Raw genomic sequence first — 20,669 nt, forward strand, 5'->3', positions numbered from 1 at the left:
CCTCGGGTGCCCGATGTCATCAGTGGCCCAGGGCCGCAGCGTCACCCATGACGACCACCGGCGCCTTTGCCGGGTCGAGGACGCGCAGCAGTTCCCTCATCCGGTCCTTGGGGATCGAGATGCAGCCCTGGGTCGGTCCGCCGTGGTCGACATGGAGCCAGATGCCGCCTCCCCGCTCCTCGCCGAGCGGACGGGTCGGGTCCAGCGGGGAGGCGCCGGGGATGCGGTTGTAGTCGATGGCGATGACGTAGTCGAAGGACCCCTCCAGGGAGTCCCCGTGGAACCCTTCGCCACTGATGTTGAAGAGCGGATTCTGCTCGTACGGGAACGCGGTGCCCGGGGCGGCGCGCCGACCGCCCGCGGCCGTCAGCCCGTAGACCCCGATGGGGGTCCGGAGGTCACCCGCCCGGTGCTCGTCGGTCCAGCCCTTCAGAGCGTTGTGGGCGGGCCACGGGCCCATGACCGGCTGCCAGCCCACCATGGGGTCCTCACGGGTGTAGAGGACGGCGGTGGCCAGACTGGAGTCGGGCGAGTCCCCGGTGACGACCAGCGCCTGCCGGGAATCGGCCGGGATCGCCGACCTGATCCCCGGCCCCAGCAACTGGATCTCGCGAGGACGCCTGGGGGCGGCCGGTCCACGGGCGCCGGCGACCGGGCCCGTCGCACCGGAGGTGCCGGCGGGCGCGGGGGCGTGGGAGCCGCCGCCGGGGACAGTGGCGGGTGCGGTACCTGAGGCACCGCACCCGGTCAGCACGAGGAACAGTGTGGCGCAGACGGCGTACGGCGGACGTCTGGACCTGCGACGTGACACGCGTTCGGGCACGAGGGCTCTCCTAGGGATCGGTGTCGAAGGCGGCGGAGGCGAGTCCCCGCGCCAAGTCCCCGAGCCAGTCTTTGCCGACTCCACTCCCGACTAATCAGACAAAGCGGCCATCCGGCCGCATCCGATCAGGTTCTCTCTGTCGCTGCGGGCGTGTCCCGCTGTTCAGCTGCCGACGCGCAGGCACGGAAAGGCCCGGGAGGGGACCGTGCCCTGTCGAGCCGGTTCCGGGACCTTCCAGTCCGCGGAGGACCGGAGGGTCAAAAGCCCGTGCGTCGCACGTCTCTTCCGGGTCCACGCCCATCGTGATCGAGCCGACAGCGGAGCTGGCAGGGGCGTGCGTGCGAGCTGTGCGTTGCTGTGCAGGACGGTCGACCAGGGGCAGAACGCGGCACAGCCCCCGGCCGGCGGCCGGGGGCTGTTTCACGTGGAACGGAAGCGGACCTCGGTGGTCCGGGGCCGGTCTACTTCTCGATCTTGTCCTTCGCCGCCGCGACCGGCTTGCGCAGCTGGATGTTCAGCTCACGCAGACGACCCTCGTCCAGCTGGGTGGGCGCACCCATCATCAGGTCCTGCGCGTTGCCGTTGAGCGGGAAGGCGATCGTCTCGCGGATGTTCGGCTCGTCGGCCAGCAGCATCACGATGCGGTCGACGCCGGGGGCGATGCCACCGTGCGGCGGGGCGCCGAGACGGAACGCGCGGAGCATGCCCGCGAACTCCTGCTCGACGGTCTCGCGGTCGTAACCGGCGATCTCGAACGCCTTGAGCATCAGCTCGGGCTCGTGGTTACGAATGGCGCCGGAGGACAGCTCGATGCCGTTGCAGACGATGTCGTACTGCCAGGCGAGGATGTCCAGCGGGTCCTTCGTCTCCAGGTCCTCCAGGCCGCCCTGGGGCATCGAGAAGGGGTTGTGCGAGAAGTCGATCCTGCCGGTCTCCTCGTCCTTCTCGTACATCGGGAAGTCGACGATCCAGCAGAACCGGAAGACGCCCTCCTCGAAGTGGCCGGCGCGCTTGGCGGCCTCGACCCGGACGGCCGACATGATCTTGGAGACCTCGTCGAACTCACCGGCGCCGAAGAAGACGGCGTGGCCCGGGACGAGCGACAGACGCTCGGTGAGGGTCTTGATGTCCGACTCGGTGAGGAACTTGGCGATCGGACCGGCAAGGGTGCCGTCCTCACCGACGCGGACCCAGGCGAGACCCTTGGCGCCGTGCTCGACGGCGTACTCACCCAGACCGTCGAAGAACTTACGGGACTGGCCCGCGGTGTCCGGCACCGGAAGGGCGCGGACGTGCTTGCCGGCGAACGCCTTGAACTCCGAGTCCGCAAAGACATCGGAGATGTCGACGAGCTCCAGCTTGGCGCGCAGGTCCGGCTTGTCGTTGCCGTACTTCAGCATCGACTCGCGGAACGGGATCCGCGGGAACGGCGACGTGACGTGGCGGCCGTTGCCGAACTCCTCGAAGAGCTCGGTCATCAGCTTCTCGATCGGCCGGAAGACGTCCTCCTGCTCGACGAACGACATCTCGACGTCGAGCTGGTAGAACTCGCCGGGGGAGCGGTCGGCGCGGGCGTCCTCGTCGCGGAAGCACGGCGCGATCTGGAAGTAGCGGTCGAAGCCGGAGATCATCAGCAGCTGCTTGAACTGCTGCGGAGCCTGCGGCAGCGCGTAGAACTTGCCGGGGTTCAGCCGGGACGGGACGACGAAGTCACGGGCGCCCTCGGGGGAGGTCGCGGTGAGGATCGGGGTCGCCATCTCGTTGAAGCCGAGGGCCACCATCTTCGAGCGGATCGAGGCGATGACGGCGGAGCGCAGCATGATGTTGCGGTGCATGCGCTCGCGGCGCAGGTCGAGGAAGCGGTACTCCAGGCGCCGCTCCTCGTTGACCCCGTCCTCGGTGTTGATCGTGAAGGGCAGCGGGGCGGCCTCGCCGAGCACCTCGACCTCGGCGACCTCGATCTCGATCTCGCCGGTCGGGAGCTCCGGGTTGACGTTGTCGGCGCCGCGCGCGGAGACCTTGCCGTCGATCCGGACGACGGTCTCCTTGGTGAGCTTCGACAGGGCTTCGTTGCCGGGCGTGCCGGGGCGGGCGACGAGCTGCACCAGACCGTAGTGGTCGCGCAGATCGATGAAGAGGATGCCGCCCAGGTCTCGACGATTGTGCAGCCAGCCGCTCAGCCGGACGTCGGTGCCGACGTCAGAGGCGCGGAGCTCGCCGCAGGTGTGGGACCTGTACCGATGCATCGTCGTTCATCCAGTCTTCGCGGTTTGGTGGATTCAGCCTCCCCAGGCTACCGCCCACGCCCGCACCACTTCATTGCCATAACCCCAGGCGAGATCATCCGGCGTGGTCGGGGCACTCCGCGGGAGCCCGCCGGCGGCCTCCTCGGTGGCATCAGCCGCACACATCTTCCTAAAGTAGGGCAATGCGTACCGAGGACGTCCTGGCCGCGACGGCGACCGGCCTGTGGCGCTGGGACAACGGAGCCGGGACCGTCACGCTCGATGCGGAGGCGGCCCGGCTGCTGGAGCTGCCCGCCGAAGCCGGTGTCTTCCGGGAGACCGCGGTGCGCGCGCGTTTCCATCCGGTCGACTGGAACGAGATCAACGGAGTGGTGAACCTCGCCGTCGTCGAGGGCACCCTGGCCGAGGCACGGCTGCGGATCGTGGACGACCGCGGGCGGGTGCTCCGTACCGTACGCACCCGTTCCAAACCACTGCCGACCGACGGCGAGGCCTACGTGCTGGTCGGCACGCTCCAGGAGGTCGCCGAGCCGCAGCCGGGAACCACCGGCGCGTACACCCCCATCACCGGGGACTGGCGCCGCTCCCGGGAGGCGTTCCTCCTGGACGCGGGGCGGGCACTGGCCGAGGCCCGGTCGACCGCCGAGGTGCTGCGGGTCGCCGCGTCGCTCTCCATGCCCGGGTTCTCGCCTGACGGGCTCGCCGTCTTCGGTGTCGCGGGCGACCGCCTGACGATCATCGGGCACCACGGGCACACCGTGGGCGACGAGGACCCGTTCACCGACATGACGCTGGAGACGGACTATCCGGCCGCCGAGGTCGTACGGACCGGGCGGGCGCTCTATCTCCCGTCGCCGGAGGAGTACCGCCGCCGCTTCCCGGCCACCTGGCCGCTCGCCAGCCGCTTCGGACGCCGCTCCTGGGCCTTTCTCCCGCTGATCGTGTCGGGCCGCACGATGGGCGCCTGGATGGCAGGGTTCCGGCACCCGGTGTCGTTCTCGCCGGACGAGCGGTCCGTGCTGACGACCGTCGCCAGGATGCTCGCTCAGGCCCTGGCACGGGCCGGGGTGGCCGAGACCGAGCGGGAGCTCTCGCAGGGGCTCCAGCGGTCGATGATGCCGTCCCTGGGCCCCGACATCCCCGGCATGACGGTCGCCGCCCGGTACGTACCGACCGGCGGCGGGCTCCAGGTGGGCGGCGACTGGTACGACATGATCCCGCTCCCCAACGGCCGTATCGCCCTGGTCATCGGCGACGTCCAGGGCCATGACGTGCGGGCGGCCGGGCTGATGGGGCAGCTGCGGATCGCTCTGCGCGCGTACGCCTCCGAAGGGCACCGACCGGACGCGGTGCTCTCCCGCGCCTCCCGGTTCCTCTCCGGGCTCACCGACGCGTACGACGACGGGGAGGAGACCGGGCCGCGCTTCGCGACGTGCCTGTACGCGGAGGCCGACCCCGAGACCGGCACGCTCGACATCGCCCGGGCCGGACACCCCGACCCGGTGGTGATCAGCGCCGACGGGACCGCGGTGATCCGGCAGACCGGCGGCGGGCTGCCGCTCGGCATCGAGACGGACGCCGACTATCCGACGACCCAGATCGTCCTGGAGACCGGCGAGACGATCATGTTGTGCACGGACGGGCTGATCGAGACCGGCGGCCACGACATGGCGACCGGCTGGGTGCGACTGCGGCCGGTCCTGGAGGAGCAGACCGGCGACCTGGAGAAGCTCGCCGACGCGTTGATACAGGCGGTGCACGGGCCGGGCTCGCACTACACGACCGGTCCGCTCCCCGACCGCCGCGAGGACGACATCGCGGTGCTGCTGCTGCGGCGCGAGTCGGGTGCCCCGCGCCAGACGGCGCCGCGCCGCACCGCACTGACCATCGCGCAGGCCGAGCCCGAGCGGATCGCGGCGGCCCGGCAGCAGCTGCGCGAGCTGCTGCACGACTGGGCGGACCCGGAGCAGGTCGATGCGGCGGTGCTGATGATCTCCGAGATGGCGACCAACGTGCTCCTCCACACGGACGGGGACGCGCTGATGGTCGCCGAGGCGACCGGAGAGCGGGGGGAGCGACGGCTGTACGTGGAGGTGGCGGACGGCAGCGACGAGCTGCCGCACGTGCGGCGGCCCGGCGAGATGGCCTCCAGTGGGCGGGGGCTGGTGCTGATGGAGATGCTGGCCGACGCGTGGGGGGTGGATCCGCAGGGCGCCGGGAAGTCGATCTGGTTCGAGTTGTTCGAGTCGGCCGAGCCGGCGGGGGAGGCCGATAGGGGTTGGTAACTGCTTGCCGGTGAGTGGCACACAAGGACGGTTCAACTCGATCGTGTGAGGGTCGGCTCGTGGGCAGTGGTGGTCTGGGCTGATCGGGGTAACGCGATCAGCGCGATCTGGGACGCCGGGTGCGGTGCCGGCGTGCGGGGCCCCTGCTCCACCAGCGAGATGGTTCAGGGCCTCCCCGTCGCCTCTGGCCGCGTCCATATGGCCAGGTCGTGAGGGACTCCGCCCTTCCGGCTCGGACCACGGACAGGATCCGTGTCGCCGCCCGGTTGCGAAAGCGGACGACCAGTACGCCCAAGACCGTTCGGGGCGTGCCAGTGCGCAGGACTCACTCCTGCGTACTGCTCAGGAACGGTTCGGCGGGGAGGACGGGCTCGGTGGGGTGGATGGCGGTTCGTCCTGGGCGTGGCGCGTGCGGAGTTCGCCGAGGATGCCGAACGCCGCCGCGCACGCCGGTACCGCGAGCAGCATGCCCAGCACGCCCGCCACACTCGCGCCCGCGGTCAGCGCGATCATGATCATGGCCGGGTGCATCTGGACCGTACGGCTCTGAATCAACGGCTGCAGCACGTGCCCCTCCAGCACCTGGACCGCGAGCACCACCCCGAGCGCCCAGAGCGCGATCACGACCCCCCGGTCGACGAGCGCCACCAGAACGGCGACGGCACCCGAGATGAACGCCCCGAGATACGGGATGTACGCGCCGGCGAAGACCAGCGCCCCCAGCCCCACCGCCCCGGGCACCCGCAGGATCAGCAGACCTACGGTGATGCAGATGGCATCGATCAGCGCGATGAGTGTCGTGCCGCGCATGAAGCCCTCGACCGCTTCGAACGCCCGCCGTCCCATCGCCTCGACCAGGTCACCGGTGCCGCGCGGGGCGACGGAGTGCGCGAGTCTCACGGCCCGGTCGGAGTCACGCAGGAAGAAGAAGGTGAGCAGCAGGGCAAGGACGCCGGTCGCGATCAGCGAGCCGACCAGGCTGATCCCGGTGAGCAGTCCGCCCGCGGCGCTCGCGCCGAATTTCTCGACGAGCTTCCGCGCGTTGGCGACGAGGTTGTTCACATTGGTGTTCCGGGCGATCCCGAAATGGTCGATGACCCACTGCCCGGCGTCCTTCAGTGACCGGACGATCTGGTCGCCGGTGTCGATGAACGCGGTGACGACGATGTACCCGGCGCCGCCGGCGAACGCGACGAGCAGCGCGCAGGTGAGCCCGGCGGCCACCGACCGGTTCACCCCTCGGGCGACCAGCCAGCGGTAAACGGGGCCGAGCAGCGCCGTACCGAGCAGGGCGAGCAGCACCGGGGTGACGGCCGTCTTGAGGGCAATGCACAGCCAGATGGCGACCGCGGCGACACCGGTGACCAGCAGAAGTACGGCGCACCAGGCAGCTGTTCGCCACGCGATGTCGGGCAGGAGGGGTTTCCGGGTATCCACCCTCCCACCCGATCACGGCGCGGGAGCCATGTCCCGCTTGTACGACCGAACGGGTGACGGGCCGTCAGGACGGCCCGTCACGCGGGTCACTCACCCATGCCGTGGACTGCGGGCACGGTGCCGAGGCGGCCGGCCTGGAAGTCCTCGAAGGCCTGCTTCAGTTCGGCCTGGCTGTTCATGACGAACGGCCCGTAGTGCGCCATCGGCTCCCGGATGGGGCGGCCGCCGAGGAGGACGACCTCCAGGTCCGGGGTGTGGCCGTCCTGCTTCTCGTCCGCGCGGACGGTCAGCGAGGAGCCGGTGCCGAAGACGGCGGTCTGCCCCATGTGGACGGGCCGGCGCTCCTGGCCGACCGTGCCGCGACCGGCCAGCACGTACGCGAGTCCATTGAAGTCCTCGCGCCATGGCAGGGTCACCTCGGCGCCGGGGCGCACGGTGGCGTGGATCATGGTGATCGGGGTGTGGGTGACCCCCGGACCCTCGTGCCCGTCGAGCTCACCGGCGATGACGCGGAGCAGCGCGCCGCCGTCCGGGGAGGCGAGGAGCTGGACCTGGCCGCCGCGGATGTCCTGGTAGCGGGGGGCCATCATCTTGTCGGCCTTGGGCAGGTTCACCCAGAGCTGCAGCCCGTGGAAGAGGCCGCCCGACATGACGAGGGACTCCGGCGGCGCCTCGATGTGGAGGAGGCCGGATCCGGCCGTCATCCACTGGGTGTCACCGTTCTGGATGGTACCGCCGCCACCGTTGCTGTCCTGGTGGACGAACGTTCCGTCGATCAGGTACGTCACGGTCTCGAAGCCGCGGTGCGGGTGCCACGGGGTGCCCTTCGGCTCTCCGGGCTGGTACTCCACCTCACCCATCTGATCCATCATGATGAACGGGTCGAGGTGCTTGTAGTTGATCCCGGCGAACGCGCGGCGAACCGGGAAGCCTTCGCCCTCGAATCCGCTCGGCGCCGTCGTGACGGCGAGCACGGGACGGGGCGTGGCGTCGCCCGAGGCGGCGACCTTGGGCAGGGTCAGCGGGTTTTCGACGGTCACTGCGGGCATGGGGAGCCACCTCCGGGATTGTCCTGGCTTCAATTTAGTTGAACAGTGAACATCCCGCAAGGGCTGCGGCATTCCCGCACCGCCGCAGCCGCTCCCCGGACAACGAGAAGGGGTCCGCACCCGACAGGTACGGACCCCTTCTCGGAGGTCAGGAATCAGACGCCTGCGAAGCAGTGGCGCCCAGGCCCTGTCCTGTCGATCTTCGTGAGCCCGGAACGCCTGGCTGATCCACGAAGATCGACAGGACACGCCCTAGGGCCTGTTCTGAGTTTCCCGTCGTCCGCGCGCAGCGCGGGCGCAGCGGTGGTCGGTGCGTGCGATCGGCGTGCGGTGTCGCAGGTCATGTGGCGGAGCCACCTGTCCTGCGGTGCCGTGCGGCGAGCGTGCGTGCCGGGCGTCGGGGCGCAGGCGGGGAACTCAGAACAGGCCCTAGCCGTACATGCGACGCATCGCGAAGTCGACCATCTGCTCCACGGCCTTGGCGTCGAAGACCATGCGGTGCTCGCCCTCCATATCGAGGACGAAGCCGTAGCCGGTCGGCAGCAGATCGATCACCTCGGCGCCGGTGATCACGAAGTACTTGGACTCCTTGCCCGCGTACAGCCGCAGCTCCTTGAGCGTGGTGAACATGGGGATCACCGGCTGCTGGGTGTTGTGCAGGGCGAGGAAGCCGGGGTTGTCGCCGCGCGGGCAGTAGACCTTCGACGACGCGAAGATCTGCTGGAAGTCCTCGGCGGACAGAGAACCCGTGGTGAAGGCCCGTACCGCATCGCCGAGGGAGGGCGGCGAGGGCTCGGGATACAGCGGCTGCTCGCCGTAGCCGCCACCCATCTGCTGCTGTGCGCCCTGGTTCTGGTCGTAGCCGTACATGCCGCAAAGAGTAATCGGCCACATCAGGCCCTTGAGGGGTTGCGTCTTATTACTGGCGGGTAGCATCATCGGTGAGGTCAGCTGATATACGCACCGCCAGCTCGTCGCCCGCCCGGCCCTCACCCCTCCCCGGGGCGCTGTGCGCCACTGCTATTGATTACGGAGCCTTCCCATGGGGCACTACAAGTCGAATCTCCGCGACATCGAGTTCAACCTCTTCGAGGTCCTCGGGCGCGACAAGCTGTACGGCACCGGACCGTTCGCGGAGATGGACGTCGAGACCGCGAAGAGCATCCTCGACGAGGTCAACCGCCTCGCCGAGAACGAGCTCGCCGACTCGTTCGCCGACGCCGACCGCAACCCGCCGGTCTTCGACCCGGAGACCAACACCGCACCGGTCCCGGCCTCCTTCAAGAAGTCCTACCAGGCCTTCATGGACTCCGAGTACTGGCGCCTGGGTCTGCCCGAGGAGATCGGCGGCACCACCTCGCCGCGCTCCCTGATCTGGTCCTACGCGGAGCTGCTCCTCGGCTCGAACCCGGCCGTGTGGATGTACTCCTCCGGCCCGGCGTTCGCCGGAATCCTCTTCGACGAGGGCAACGAGGCGCAGAAGAAGATCGCCGAGATCGCCGTCGAGAAGCAGTGGGGCTCGACGATGGTGCTGACCGAGCCGGACGCCGGTTCGGACGTCGGCGCCGGCCGCACGAAGGCCGTCGAGCAGGAGGACGGCTCCTGGCACATCGAGGGTGTGAAGCGCTTCATCACCTCGGGCGAGCACGACATGTCCGAGAACATCATTCACTACGTGCTGGCCCGCCCCGAGGGTGCAGGCCCCGGCACGAAGGGCCTGTCGCTCTTCATGGTCCCGAAGTTCCACTTCGACTGGACCACCGGCGAGTTGGGCGAGCGCAACGGCGTGTACGCGACGAACGTCGAGCACAAGATGGGCCTCAAGGCGTCCAACACGTGCGAGATGACGTTCGGCGACCAGCACCCCGCCAAGGGCTGGCTGATCGGTGACAAGCACGACGGCATCCGCCAGATGTTCCGCATCATCGAGTTCGCCCGGATGATGGTCGGCACGAAGGCCATCGCCACCCTCTCGACGGGTTACCTGAACGCGCTGGAGTACGCCAAGGAGCGCGTCCAGGGCACCGACCTGGCGAACTTCATGGACAAGACCGCGCCCAAGGTCACCATCACTCACCACCCCGACGTGCGCCGTTCGCTGATGACGCAGAAGGCGTACGCGGAGGGCATGCGCTCCCTCGTGCTGTACACCGCCTCCGTCCAGGACGCGATCCAGGAGAAGGAGGCCGCGGGCGAGGACGCCAAGGCGCTGCACGGCCTCAACGACCTGCTGCTCCCGATCGTGAAGGGCTACGGCTCCGAGAAGTCGTACGAGCAGCTGGCGCAGTCGCTCCAGACGTTCGGCGGCTCCGGGTACCTCCAGGAGTACCCGATCGAGCAGTACATCCGGGACGCCAAGATCGACACCCTCTACGAGGGCACGACGGCGATCCAGGGCCAGGACTTCTTCTTCCGGAAGATCGTCCGTGACCAGGGTGCCTCGCTCAACGCGCTGTCGGAGGAGATCAAGAAGTTCCTCGCGGGCGCCCAGGGCAACGAGGAGCTGTCCGGCGCGCTGGACGCGCTCGCCAAGGCGGCCGTGGACCTGGAGGCGATCGTCGGCACGATGATCACCGACCTCACCGCGACCGGCGAGGACGTCAAGAACATCTACAAGGTGGGCCTCAACACCACCCGCCTGCTGCTGGCCTCCGGCGATGTCGTCGTCGGCTACCTGCTGCTGAAGGGCGCGGCCGTCGCGGCCGAGAAGCTGCCGACCGCCTCCGCGAAGGACGTCACCTTCTACCAGGGCAAGATTGCCGCCGCGAAGTTCTTCGCCGCGAATGTCCTGCCGGGCGTCTCCACCGAGCGCGCGCTCGCCGAGGCCGTCGACGGTTCGCTGATGGACCTGGACGAGGCCGCGTTCTAGCCTCCGGCCGCGCTCACGCTCGTCGACACGCGCCGTCACCCGGACACGCTTTCGGGTGGCGGTGCTGTCGTATCAGCTGGGTACGCTGTGATCAGCAGCCGGATAGGGAGCCGACCGCTGTGTCGGCGTCCGTGCCGCCCGCCGGACAGCCACACGCCAGGGCGGCGGTACCCGGATTTCTACCGCGCCAACGTCGTTACAGTGAAGAACATGAGTTCTCCCCTCCGCTTCGACCGCGGTCACACCGACGATCTGATGGCCTTCCTGATGGCCTCCCCCTCCCCGTACCACGCCGTGGCCACCGCCGCGGCGCGGCTGGAGAAGGCCGGATTCCGGCAGGTCGAGGAGACCGCGGCCTGGGACGCTTCCACCGGTGGGAAGTACGTGCTGCGCGGCGGAGCGATCGTCGCCTGGTACGTGCCGGAAGGCGCCGGGGCGCACACCCCCTTCCGTATCGTCGGCGCGCACACCGACTCGCCGAATCTGCGGGTGAAGCCGCTGCCCGACACGGGGTCGTACGGCTGGCGGCAGATCGCCGTCGAGGTGTACGGCGGCACGCTGCTCAACACCTGGCTGGACCGGGACCTCGGTCTCGCCGGCCGGATCTCGCTGCGCGACGGCACGCATCGGCTGGTCAACATCGACCGGCCGCTGCTGCGCGTGCCTCAGCTGGCCGTGCATCTGGACCGGTCGGCCAACACCGACGGCCTCAAGCTCGACCGGCAGAAGCACATGCAGCCGATCTGGGGGCTCGGGGACGTCGAGGAGGGCGACCTGATCCGGTTCGTCGCCGAGGAGGCGGGCGTCGCCGCCGACGACGTGACCGGCTGGGACCTGATGCCGCACGCCGTGGAGCCGCCGGCCTACCTGGGCCGGGACCGCGAGCTGCTGGCCGGGCCGCGGATGGACAACCTGCTTTCCGTGCACGCGGCGACGGCCGCGCTCGCCGCCGTCGCCGGACAGCCGGACGACGAGATTCCGTACATCCCGGTGCTGGCCGCGTTCGACCACGAGGAGAACGGTTCGCAGTCCGACACCGGCGCCGACGGCCCGCTGCTCGGCACGGTACTGGAGCGCTCCGTCTTCGGCCGCGGCGGCACGTACGAGGACCGTGCCCGGGCGTTCGCGGGGACCATCTGCCTCTCCTCCGACACCGGTCACGCGATCCACCCCAACTACGGGGAGCGCCACGACCCGACGCACCACCCGGTGGCGAACGGCGGGCCGATCCTCAAGGTCAACGTCAATATGCGGTACGCGACGGACGGCAGCGGCCGGGCCGTGTTCGCGGCGGCATGCGAGAAGGCGGGCGTGCCGTGGCAGACGTTCGTCTCCAACAACTCGATGCCGTGCGGCACGACGATCGGCCCGATCACCGCGGCCCGGCACGGCATCCAGACCGTGGACATCGGCGTCGCGATCCTGTCGATGCACAGCGCGCGTGAGCTGTGCGGCGCGGACGACCCGTATCTGCTGGCGAACACGCTGGCGTCGTTCCTGGCAGGCTGATCCGCCTTCCGCACATGGTTGTTGCCGGGCCGGGTACGCGATCCGTACACCGGCCCGGAGCCTCCGGGCCGCCGAGGAGGCGTGCCCCATGGGACTCGGAGGATGCATCATCCTCATCGCCGTCGGAGCAGTACGCACCTTCGCCACCGACTGAAAGACGGACACCGTCGATGTCGGCCTGGTCGGCTGGATCCTGATGATCGTCGGCATCATCGGCGTCTTCGTCCACGCGAGCATCGCGCAGCGCCGCAGGCTGGTCGTGCCGCCCAGCACCACGGTCGTGTCCGACGACGAGCGCCGCGGCCTCTGAACCGGTTCCGCCCTCTTTTCTGTTGCGGTGCAGCTCACAGCGGTTCCGCGTGGCCCCGGGCGGTAATCTGGCTTCTTTGCCCGCGGAGGAGTATCAGTGGAGTTCCGCCTGCTCGGTGCGGTGTCCGTAGCCACCGAAACCGGTGATCTGCCGCTCGGCCCCGCCAAGCGCCGGAGCCTGCTCGCCGCACTGCTCCTGCACCCCAACGCCCCTGTCCCCATGAGCCACTTGATGGACACCCTGTGGGAGGACGAGCCACCGGCCCGTGCCCGTACGGTCGTTCAGGGGCATGTCTCACGGCTGCGCGCCCTGCTCATCGGCAACCGTGCGGACGAGTACGGGGTCGTCCTGGACACCCACGGGTCCTCGTACGTTCTGCGGATGCCGGAAAGTCTGCTGGACGCCCACCGGTTCGAGGAACTGCTCATGCTGGCGCGGGAGCAGCGCAGCCCCGCCGATGCCATAGTGATGCTGAAGGAGGCCCTGTCGCTGTGGCAGGGGCCCGCGCTCACCGGCGCGTTCCCCAGTCCACCGCTGCAGGCGGCCGCGCAGGCGATGGAGGAGTCGCGGCTGGCGGCCGTCGAGCACATGGCGCGCGCGTACGCCACGCTGGGCGAACACCACCGGGCCGCTGCCGTGCTGAAGGCCCAGGCCGTCATGCATCCGATGCGGGAATCGCTGGCTGCGGCCCTGATGACGGCGCTGTACCGGGCGGGACGGCAATCGGAGGCGCTGGACTGGTTCCACCGCATACGGCGGCTGCTCGCCGACGAACTGGGGGTCGACCCGGGGCGCGAACTGGCGGATGCGTACACACTGATCCTGCAGGGCGAGTTCCCCGCGGAGGTTGCCGGGACGGGTCGGCCGGCCGGTCCGCAACCGTGATCAGGAGCCCGACCGGGACGTGGACCGTGCCGGCCCCACCGGCGGGTCCGGTCCCGTCCTCACCGCCTGCGGCGGGGAGGACGCCGGCACGAAGTCCGCCGGACCGGCGGACAGCTCCGCACCGACTGCGGAGTCGTCACAGTCCGCGCAGTCCGGCGGCACCGCGCAGTCCGGCGGTGCCGTGGCGGACACCGCCGCCGCGAAGGGAAGCGGCAACGCCAAGGGAGGTGCCGCGAAGGGATCCACCGGAACGTCCTCCTCGTCCGCCGCCACCTGCACCACCAAGGACGTCACCATCAGCGCCGCCTACCAGGGCGGCCCGCCCTACACGCACATCGTCCTCACCGCGAAGAACACCTCGGGTCACAGCTGCCGGCTGAACGGCTTCCCGGAGATCCAGTTCCTGGAGAGCCACAAGGAGAACGTGCCGGCGGTCGCCAAGAGCAAGCCGCCCACGCCCGTCGTGCTCACCGCGGGCGCCCCCGCCTACGCACTGGTGAAACTGTCGGACGGCGGGGCCGACGAGGACAACGAGCCCGTCACGGCGTTCTCCGTCACGCTCACGGGAGGCGGCGGCATGGCCACCGTGAAGGCACCCGGCAGCCAGGGCATCGCCGTCGACCCGGCGAAGTGGGCGACCGGCTACTGGACGTACGAGCTGCGCAACGGCGCGGACGATTTCTAGGAAGAGCCCGTCGGCCGGTCAGACCTGCTCGTCCATTCCGGCGAGCACCAGCGGCAGCCGTGGCGTTCCCTGCGCACTCACGCGGACGGGGACGCCCCAGTCCTGCTGGTGGACGTGGCAGGCCGGGTACTCGTTCTCCGGGTCGTCGTCGCAGGACGCCGCCATCGCGGACACATGCAGGACCCCTTCGGTGACACCGTCGGCCAGGACCAGGTCGCGGAAGAGCTCGGTGCCGGGCCCCGCGCCCTCCGCCAGCAGCTCGGGCGGGGTCGACGAGACCAGCAGCCGGGTCGAGGGACCGTACCGGGTGTCCAGCTTCTGCCCGGCGGGCGCCTGGAAGACCACGTCGAGCCGGAGCGAGCCGGGGGAGATCTCGGTGGCCGCGCGCTGGGTGCGGTGCGCCTGGTCGGCGACGCGTACGGCTTCCTCGGGCAACCGCAGCCGGGTCAACCGGTGCCGGGCGGATTCGACGACGACGAGATCGCCGTCGACCAGCACCGCGTCGCTCGGCTCGCGCAGATCCGTGGCCAGCGTGGTGACCTCGCCACGGGCGGGGTCGTAACGGCGCAGGGCGTGGTTGTACGTGTCGCTGACGGCGACGGACCCGTCCGGCAGCGCGGTGACGCCCAGCGGGTGCTGGAAAAGTGCCTGGCCGGCGGCGCCGTCGCGGTGGCCGAAGTCGAAGAGTCCGCTGCCGACGGCGGTGTGCACGGTCCCGTCCCGGTCGACGTACCGCAATGCGGACGTCTCCGAGTCGGCGACCCAGAGCCGGTCGCCGTCGGCCGAGGCGGCAAGCCCGGACGGCTGGGCGAACCAGGCCTCGTCGGCCGGACCGTCGACCAGTCCTTCGTTGGTCGTACCTGCGGCGACCTGCACGGCTGCGGAGTCGGGGTCGTACGACCACAGCTGGTGCACGCCCGCCATGGCGATCCACAGCCGGTCCGCGAACCAGGCGACGTCCCACGGGGAGGAGAGGTCGACCTCGCGCGCCGGGCCGGTCGTCGCAGACCCCTGCCACCACTGGCGGCCGGTGCCGGCGAGGGTCGTCGTCACCCCGGTCGTGAGATCGAGGGCGCGGATGGCGTGGTTGACGGTGTCGGCGACGGCGATCCGGCCGTCGGGCAGCACGGCGAGCCCCTGCGGCTCGCTGAACCGCACCTCGTCGGGTCCGCCGTCCGCGAACCCGCGGTCCCCGGTGCCGAAGTGGCGGCGCACCGTTTCGCCGTCGGGGTCGAGCTCGACGAGGCGGTGCCGGGTGGTGTCGGAGACCAGGAAGCCGCCGTCGGCCAGCAGCAGGGCCTTGCCGGGGAAGCGCAGATGCGTGGCGACGGGCTCGGGCGCCACGTACGGGCCGTCGCCACGGCGCAGCGTGCCCTTCTCGGCGTGCTCGGCCTCCAGCTCCTCGACGAGCTTCTCGATGGCGTGCGCATGACCCTCGCCGGCGTGCTGGGCGACGACATAGCCCTCGGGGTCGATGACGACGAGCGTCGGCCAGGCACGTACGGCGTACTGCTTCCAGGTGGCGAGCTCGGGGTCGTCGAGGACGGGGTGGTGGACCTCGTACCGCTCGACGGCGTCGACGACGGCCTGGTGCTCGGCCTCGTGGACGAACTTCGGCGAGTGCACACCGATGATCACCACGGTGTCGCGGTGCTTCTCCTCCAGCTCGCGCAGCTCATCGAGGACATGCAGACAGTTCACACAGCAAAATGTCCAAAAATCCAGAATGACAATGCGCCCTCGCAGGTCAGCGAGGGTGTACTGGTGATCACCGGTATTGAGCCAGCCGCCCTTGCCGACCAGCTCGGGGGCCCTGACGCGCGCACGTGTTGCCATGTGAACAGTCAACATCACCGTGGCGCGTCCGCATTCCGTAGGGTCTCCGGCATTTTTGAGCTCCCACGCCCCCCGGGGAGCCTCACGCATCCCGGGGGGTCACCGAGGGAACCTGTCAGCCATGAGATTCCTGGTGCGTGAGCGACTGTTCGCTGTCGGCGACGACTACTGGATCGAGGATACGGACGGGCGCAAGGTCTTCCTCGTCGACGGCAAGGCGATGCGGGTGCGCGACACCTTCGAACTGAAGGACGCGCAGGGCCGGGTCCTGGTCGAGATCCGGCAGAAGCTGCTCAGCCTGCGCGACACGATGCTCATCGAGCGCGACGGCGAACAGCTCGCCAGGATCAAGCGAAAGCGGCTCTCGCTGCTGCGCAACCATTACCGGGTGACGCTGGTCGACGGTACCGAGCTCGATGTCAGCGGCAAGATCCTGGACCGCGAGTTCGCCATCGACTACGACGGCGAACTCCTGGCCCAGATCTCACGGCGTTGGCTGACCGTACGGGACACGTACGGCATCGATGTCGTACGGGAGGACGCCGACGCGGCACTGCTCATCGCCGTGTCGGTGTGCGTCATCGTGCTCGCGGACAAGGAGCGCGACGGCTGATCGGGCGTTTCACGTGAAACCGGGCCCCGCCCGACGATGGGGCGAGGCCCGGTCCGGCGGATACGCCGGCGGATGCCCGACGGTGGTGCGAAGTCCGGTCCGACCGATGCGTCAACAGCCGCTCGACGGCGGGACGAGACCCAGCCGTCGGTCCTTGAGCGCCGGGAACTGCTCCCGCGTGGTGGCGACCTTCGCCGGGTCGAACTCCACGGTGAGCACCTCCTCGTCCGCGCCCGCCTCGGCGAGCACCTCGCCCCATGGGTCGACGGCGATGCTGTGCCCGGCCTGCTGGACCCCGGCGTGGGTACCGGCGGTGCCGACGGCCAGGACATACGCCTGGTTCTCCACGGCACGCGCCTGGGCGAGCAGCGTCCAGTGGGCGCGGCGCCGCTCCGGCCAGCCCGCCGGGACGACGAGCGTCTGCGCACCGGCGTCGACGAGGCCACGGAACAGTTCGGGGAAGCGCAGGTCGTAGCAGGTGGCGAGGCCGAGCGTGGTCTGCGGCAGGGTGACCGTGACCAGGTCCTCGCCGGCTCCCATCATCACCGCCTCGCCCTCGTCGAAGCCGAAGCGATGGATCTTGCGGTACGCGGCGACGCGCTCGCCCTCGGGCGTGAAGACCAGCGAGGTGTTGTAGAGCGTGCCGTCGTCGGCGCGCTCCACGAAGGAGCCCGCGTGCAGCCAGACCCCGGCGTCGGCCGCGGCCTTCGCCATCAGGTCGTGGGTGGGTCCCCGGAGCGGTTCCGCCTCGTCGGCGAAGGCGGTGTACGCGAACGCGCCGACCGGCCACAGCTCGGGAAGGACCACCAGATCGGCACCGCGTTGGCCCGCGACCAGGGAAGCGGCTCGGTCCCTGCGGGAATTGACGGATTCGTCCGGGTCTACTGCGATCTGGATGAGGGAGGCGCGCACACTACCACCGTCCTGGCATTCGAGCCGTCAACACGGGCCTACGATCGTCACACGAAAGCACTGCCGGGGTGCCTGCTCGCAGCGTAACTTAGCGACCGAACCTCCCACGCAGCCCGCAGCCGCCGCCCGCCGACCGCGCCAGCAGTCCAGCCCATGCACCGCAGAACCGCACGAGGGGTCCCGTGACCGTCCATCCCACTCTCCAGACCTACGCCGATGCCTGGACCCACTCCATCGAGTCGATAGCCGAGCTGGTGACGCCGCTCGCCGAGGGGGAGTGGAATCGCCGTACACCGTGCCCCGGTTGGTCGGTGCGCGACATCGTCTCGCACATCATCGGTATGGAGTGCGAGCAGCTCGGCGATCCGCGGCCGATCCACACGCTGCCGCGCGATCTCTACCACGTACAGAACGACTTCACCCGTTATATGGAGATGCAGGTCGATGTACGGCGCCACCACACGGCACCCGAGATGACCTCCGAGCTGGAGTACACGATCATCCGGCGCTCGCGTCAGCTGCGGAACGAGTCGCGTGCCCCGGAGACCATGACCCGCGCGCCGCTCGGCGCCGAGCAGACCCTCGAACTGGCACTGCGGATGCGGGCCTTCGACGTCTGGGTGCACGAGCAGGATCTGCGTACGACGCTGGGCAAGCCCGGCAATCTCGACTCCCCCGGCGCCACCATCACCCGGGACACGCTCCTCGCCGCGCTGCCGAAGGTGGTCGCCAAGGACGCGGGCGCACCGCCGAATTCGGCGGTCGTGCTCGATGTGCACGGGCCGATGGAGTTCCTGCGCACGGTCAGGGTCGACGCGGACGGCCGTGGTTCGGTGGACGGTTCGCCGTCGCTGGGGCCCGCGGTGACGCTGGCGATGGACTGGGAGACCTACGTCCGACTGGCCTGCGGGCGGGTGCGGGCGACGGCGGTCGCGGACCAGATCAAGGTCGAGGGCGACCAGGAACTGGCGACGGCGATCCTGCAGAACTTCGCCGTCACGCCGTAACGGCACGGTCGGCGGCGCCCGTCCTTGTAAGGCGAAGAGACGGGCGCGCCGCCGGACCGGCCGCGGCAGGCGTCACGCGGGAACGTGCACAGCCTCCACGCGGCTGATCACATGGTGGTTCCGCTCGCGGAGCGTGGCACGGGCGTGCAGCCGCAGGATCTGTACGACCCCGAGCGCCTCCAGGACGAAGACCGAGGCGAACGCGATGCGGAAGTTGTCCCCCGTCGCGTCGAGCAGCACACCGACGGCGAACAGTGTCGTCATCGAGGCAATGAAACCGCCCATGTTGACGATCCCCGATGCGGTGCCCTGGCGCTGCGGCGGGTTGGCCGGGCGTGCGAAGTCGAAGCCGATCATCGAGGCCGGTCCGCAGGCGCCGAGCACCGCGCAGAGCGTGATCAGCAGCCACATCGGCGCGTGGTCGCCCGGGTACAGGATCGTCGACGCCCACACGACGGCCGTCACCGCGACCGTGCCGAGGGCGAGCGGGGCGCGCGCGGCGTGGTGGCGGGCGATGACCTGTCCGTAGACGAGGCCGACGGCCATGTTGGAGAGCACCACCAGGGTGAGCAGCTCGCCGGCAGTGGACCGGCTCAGCCCCTGTGCCTCCACCAGGAACGGCATCCCCCAGAGCAGCAGGAACACCATGGCCGGGAACTGCGTGGTGAAGTGCACCCACATCCCGAGCCGGGTGCCGGGCTCCCGCCACGAGGCGGCGATCTGCTTGCGTACGTAGGCGGCGCCCGCGTGTTCGACGGGCGGCGGCTCGTATCCCTCGGGGTGGTCCTTCAGGAAGAGGAGGGTCAGGACGAGGACCACGGCCCCGGCGGCCGCGCTGCCCGCGAACGTGGCGGTCCAGCCGAAGCTGTGCAGGGCGCGGGCGATGAAGAGCGTGGAGACGAGGTTGCCCGCCATGCCGAAGAGCGCGGCGATCTGGCCGATCAGCGGTCCGCGCCGGGCCGGGAACCAGCGGGCACCGAGCCGCAGCACGCTGATGAACGTCATCGCGTCGCCGCAGCCGAGCAGCGCCCGGGAGGCCAGCGCCATGCCGTACGACGGGGAGAGCGCGAAGCCGAGCTGCCCGACGGTGAACAGGACGGCCCCGAGGGTGAGGACCTTCTTGGTGCCGAGCCGGTCGACCATCAGGCCGACAGGTATCTGCATGCCCGCGTAGACGAGCAGCTGAAGGATGGAGAACGTCGACAGCGCGGAGGCGTTGACGTCGAACCGGTCGGCGGCGTCGAGACCGGCGACCCCGAGGCTCGTACGGAAGATGATGGCGACGAAGTAGACGGCGACGCCGATGCCCCAGACCCGGGCGGCCCGCCGGCCGCCGGGCGGATCACCGGGCAGAGACAGGGTGGGAGCGGCGGCAGAACTCACCGGTCCTCACCCCGGACGAGCACCCTGACCCGGCTGACATGGCGTCGTACGACCTGCGCGGCACCGTCCGCGTCCCCGGCCCTGATGGCGTCCAGCAGCTCGGTGTGCTCGGTGATGTTGGCGGCGATCCTGCCGGGATGCGCCTCCATCACGGCGACACCCATCCGCAACTGCCGGTCGCGCAGCTGGTCGTAGAGGCGCGACAGGATCTCGTTGCCGGCGTTGCGCACGATCTCGGCGTGGAAGTAGCGGTCCGCGACCGACACGGCGGCCAGGTCCCCGGCCGCCACCTGCCGTCGCTGCTCGTCGAGCAGTTCCTCCAGGCGGCCGATCAGCTTCGCCGAGGCGGGCACGGCCTTGCGGGCGGCGAACTCCTCTACGAGCAGCCGGGTCTCCACCACGTCCGCGATCTCCTGTGCGGAGACGGCAAGCACCAGGGCCCCCTTCTTCGGATAGAGCTTGATCAGACCTTCGACCTCCAGCCGCAGCAAGGCCTCGCGCACGGGTGTACGGGAGACGCCGACGGCGTCCGCGAGGTCGCCCTCGGTGAGGAGCGTGCCCCCCTCGTAACGGCGGTCGAGGACCGCCTGCTTGATGTGGGTGTAGACGCGTTCGGCGGCGGGCGGCCGCTTGGCGGGCGGGTGCGTCACGACAGGGGGTGCGGCAGGCATGCACACAGCATAGATACAACATGCACGCATGCGGCGACGCTGTCCGGAATCTGGACGGTAAAACCCCGGAAATTACTCGAGGATTCAGCACATCCATTCGCACACCTCGTGAGTCTCACCACCGAGCGGCACCGACATGCGGCCGCATT

Annotated in this window: 15 protein-coding genes and 2 pseudogenes; 8 read left to right on the plus strand and 9 right to left on the minus strand. The window is 69.8% G+C overall.

What is annotated here, in order from left to right; translation table 11 throughout:
- Positions 1–19: 19 nt before the first annotated feature.
- On the minus strand, positions 20–823 hold the full coding sequence (locus AB0915_RS07170; RefSeq protein WP_366690112.1) for a L,D-transpeptidase family protein: 804 nt from the start codon (positions 821–823) through the stop codon (positions 20–22).
- Positions 824–1,284: 461 nt separating this feature from the next.
- Positions 1,285–3,069: an aspartate--tRNA ligase gene (aspS, locus tag AB0915_RS07175; RefSeq protein ID WP_366690113.1), complete on the minus strand. Its 1,785-nt coding sequence runs from the start codon at positions 3,067–3,069 to the stop codon at positions 1,285–1,287.
- A gap of 182 nt (positions 3,070–3,251) precedes the next feature.
- Between aspS and AB0915_RS07180 the strand changes: the two genes are divergently transcribed.
- Positions 3,252–5,354 (plus strand): SpoIIE family protein phosphatase, encoded by a 2,103-nt coding sequence (locus AB0915_RS07180; protein WP_366690114.1) that lies wholly within the window; start codon positions 3,252–3,254, stop codon positions 5,352–5,354.
- Between the two features lie 342 nt (positions 5,355–5,696).
- On the opposite strand, the gene AB0915_RS07185 is transcribed toward AB0915_RS07180, so the two are convergent.
- The 3 genes from AB0915_RS07185 to AB0915_RS07195 all read right to left on the minus strand — a co-directional run bounded on the left by AB0915_RS07185 (position 5,697) and on the right by AB0915_RS07195 (position 8,710).
- The gene (locus AB0915_RS07185; RefSeq protein WP_366690115.1) at positions 5,697–6,791 is read right to left on the minus strand and encodes an AI-2E family transporter; all 1,095 of its coding nucleotides are present in this window, start codon (positions 6,789–6,791) and stop codon (positions 5,697–5,699) included.
- 86 nt (positions 6,792–6,877) lie between these two features.
- On the minus strand, positions 6,878–7,840 hold the full coding sequence (locus AB0915_RS07190) for a pirin family protein (protein ID WP_366690116.1): 963 nt from the start codon (positions 7,838–7,840) through the stop codon (positions 6,878–6,880).
- 429 nt (positions 7,841–8,269) lie between these two features.
- Entirely contained in the window at positions 8,270–8,710 is a 441-nt protein-coding gene (locus AB0915_RS07195; protein ID WP_037701899.1) for an SseB family protein, read from the minus strand.
- A 172-nt stretch (positions 8,711–8,882) separates the two neighbouring features.
- Between AB0915_RS07195 and AB0915_RS07200 the strand changes: the two genes are divergently transcribed.
- The 5 genes and pseudogenes from AB0915_RS07200 to AB0915_RS07220 all read left to right on the plus strand — a co-directional run bounded on the left by AB0915_RS07200 (position 8,883) and on the right by AB0915_RS07220 (position 14,098).
- Positions 8,883–10,709, plus strand: a complete 1,827-nt coding sequence (locus AB0915_RS07200; protein WP_366690117.1) for an acyl-CoA dehydrogenase — start codon at positions 8,883–8,885, stop codon at positions 10,707–10,709.
- Between the two features lie 210 nt (positions 10,710–10,919).
- Positions 10,920–12,218: a M18 family aminopeptidase gene (locus AB0915_RS07205; protein WP_366690118.1), complete on the plus strand. Its 1,299-nt coding sequence runs from the start codon at positions 10,920–10,922 to the stop codon at positions 12,216–12,218.
- A gap of 88 nt (positions 12,219–12,306) precedes the next feature.
- A pseudogene (locus AB0915_RS07210) lies at positions 12,307–12,528 on the plus strand (DUF6458 family protein).
- 96 nt (positions 12,529–12,624) lie between these two features.
- Positions 12,625–13,362, plus strand: a pseudogene (locus AB0915_RS07215) (AfsR/SARP family transcriptional regulator); the annotation flags it as partial.
- A gap of 70 nt (positions 13,363–13,432) precedes the next feature.
- Complete coding sequence (locus AB0915_RS07220) at positions 13,433–14,098, plus strand: DUF4232 domain-containing protein (RefSeq protein ID WP_366690119.1); 666 nt, start codon at positions 13,433–13,435, stop codon at positions 14,096–14,098.
- Positions 14,099–14,116: 18 nt separating this feature from the next.
- On the opposite strand, the gene AB0915_RS07225 is transcribed toward AB0915_RS07220, so the two are convergent.
- On the minus strand, positions 14,117–15,934 hold the full coding sequence (locus AB0915_RS07225; protein WP_366690120.1) for an NHL domain-containing thioredoxin family protein: 1,818 nt from the start codon (positions 15,932–15,934) through the stop codon (positions 14,117–14,119).
- 121 nt (positions 15,935–16,055) lie between these two features.
- On the opposite strand from AB0915_RS07225, the gene AB0915_RS07230 reads away from it, so the two are divergent.
- The gene (locus tag AB0915_RS07230; RefSeq protein WP_366690121.1) at positions 16,056–16,547 is read left to right on the plus strand and encodes an LURP-one-related family protein; all 492 of its coding nucleotides are present in this window, start codon (positions 16,056–16,058) and stop codon (positions 16,545–16,547) included.
- A 111-nt stretch (positions 16,548–16,658) separates the two neighbouring features.
- Here the strand turns inward: AB0915_RS07230 and AB0915_RS07235 are convergent, their stop codons facing one another.
- Positions 16,659–17,459: a carbon-nitrogen family hydrolase gene (locus AB0915_RS07235; RefSeq protein WP_366690122.1), complete on the minus strand. Its 801-nt coding sequence runs from the start codon at positions 17,457–17,459 to the stop codon at positions 16,659–16,661.
- Positions 17,460–17,641: 182 nt separating this feature from the next.
- Here AB0915_RS07235 and AB0915_RS07240 point away from each other — a divergent pair, with 182 nt between their 5' ends.
- On the plus strand, positions 17,642–18,466 hold the full coding sequence (locus tag AB0915_RS07240) for a maleylpyruvate isomerase family mycothiol-dependent enzyme (RefSeq protein ID WP_366690123.1): 825 nt from the start codon (positions 17,642–17,644) through the stop codon (positions 18,464–18,466).
- Positions 18,467–18,538: 72 nt separating this feature from the next.
- Here AB0915_RS07240 and AB0915_RS07245 read toward each other — a convergent pair whose 3' ends face one another.
- Together AB0915_RS07245 and AB0915_RS07250 are read right to left on the minus strand one after the other, a co-directional pair.
- A complete protein-coding gene (locus AB0915_RS07245) occupies positions 18,539–19,849 on the minus strand; it encodes an MFS transporter (RefSeq protein WP_366690124.1) in 1,311 nt (436 codons plus the stop codon).
- Positions 19,846–20,520 carry a GntR family transcriptional regulator gene (locus AB0915_RS07250; protein ID WP_366690125.1) on the minus strand — a complete coding sequence of 225 codons (675 nt, stop codon included), beginning with the start codon at positions 20,518–20,520 and terminating at the stop codon, positions 19,846–19,848. The genes AB0915_RS07245 and AB0915_RS07250 overlap by 4 nt, the downstream gene beginning before the upstream one ends.
- Between the last annotated feature and the right edge of the window lie 149 nt (positions 20,521–20,669).

This window comes from Streptomyces sp. NPDC048411 (genome assembly GCF_040704695.1).
In the GTDB taxonomy this organism is placed as follows: Bacteria; Actinomycetota; Actinomycetes; order Streptomycetales; family Streptomycetaceae; genus Streptomyces.

Bases quoted from the DNA above. Each gene is read 5' to 3' on its own strand.
- aspS (WP_366690113.1), bottom strand. From the start codon at position 3,069: ATGCATCGGTACAGGTCCCACACCTGCGGCGAGCTCCGCGCCTCTGAC.
- AB0915_RS07180 (WP_366690114.1), top strand. From the start codon at position 3,252: ATGCGTACCGAGGACGTCCTGGCCGCGACGGCGACCGGCCTGTGGCGC.
- AB0915_RS07190 (WP_366690116.1), bottom strand. From the start codon at position 7,840: ATGCCCGCAGTGACCGTCGAAAACCCGCTGACCCTGCCCAAGGTCGCC.
- AB0915_RS07195 (WP_037701899.1), bottom strand. From the start codon at position 8,710: ATGTACGGCTACGACCAGAACCAGGGCGCACAGCAGCAGATGGGTGGC.
- AB0915_RS07200 (WP_366690117.1), top strand. From the start codon at position 8,883: ATGGGGCACTACAAGTCGAATCTCCGCGACATCGAGTTCAACCTCTTC.
- AB0915_RS07205 (WP_366690118.1), top strand. From the start codon at position 10,920: ATGAGTTCTCCCCTCCGCTTCGACCGCGGTCACACCGACGATCTGATG.
- AB0915_RS07225 (WP_366690120.1), bottom strand. From the start codon at position 15,934: ATGGCAACACGTGCGCGCGTCAGGGCCCCCGAGCTGGTCGGCAAGGGC.
- AB0915_RS07230 (WP_366690121.1), top strand. From the start codon at position 16,056: ATGAGATTCCTGGTGCGTGAGCGACTGTTCGCTGTCGGCGACGACTAC.
- AB0915_RS07250 (WP_366690125.1), bottom strand. From the start codon at position 20,520: ATGCCTGCCGCACCCCCTGTCGTGACGCACCCGCCCGCCAAGCGGCCG.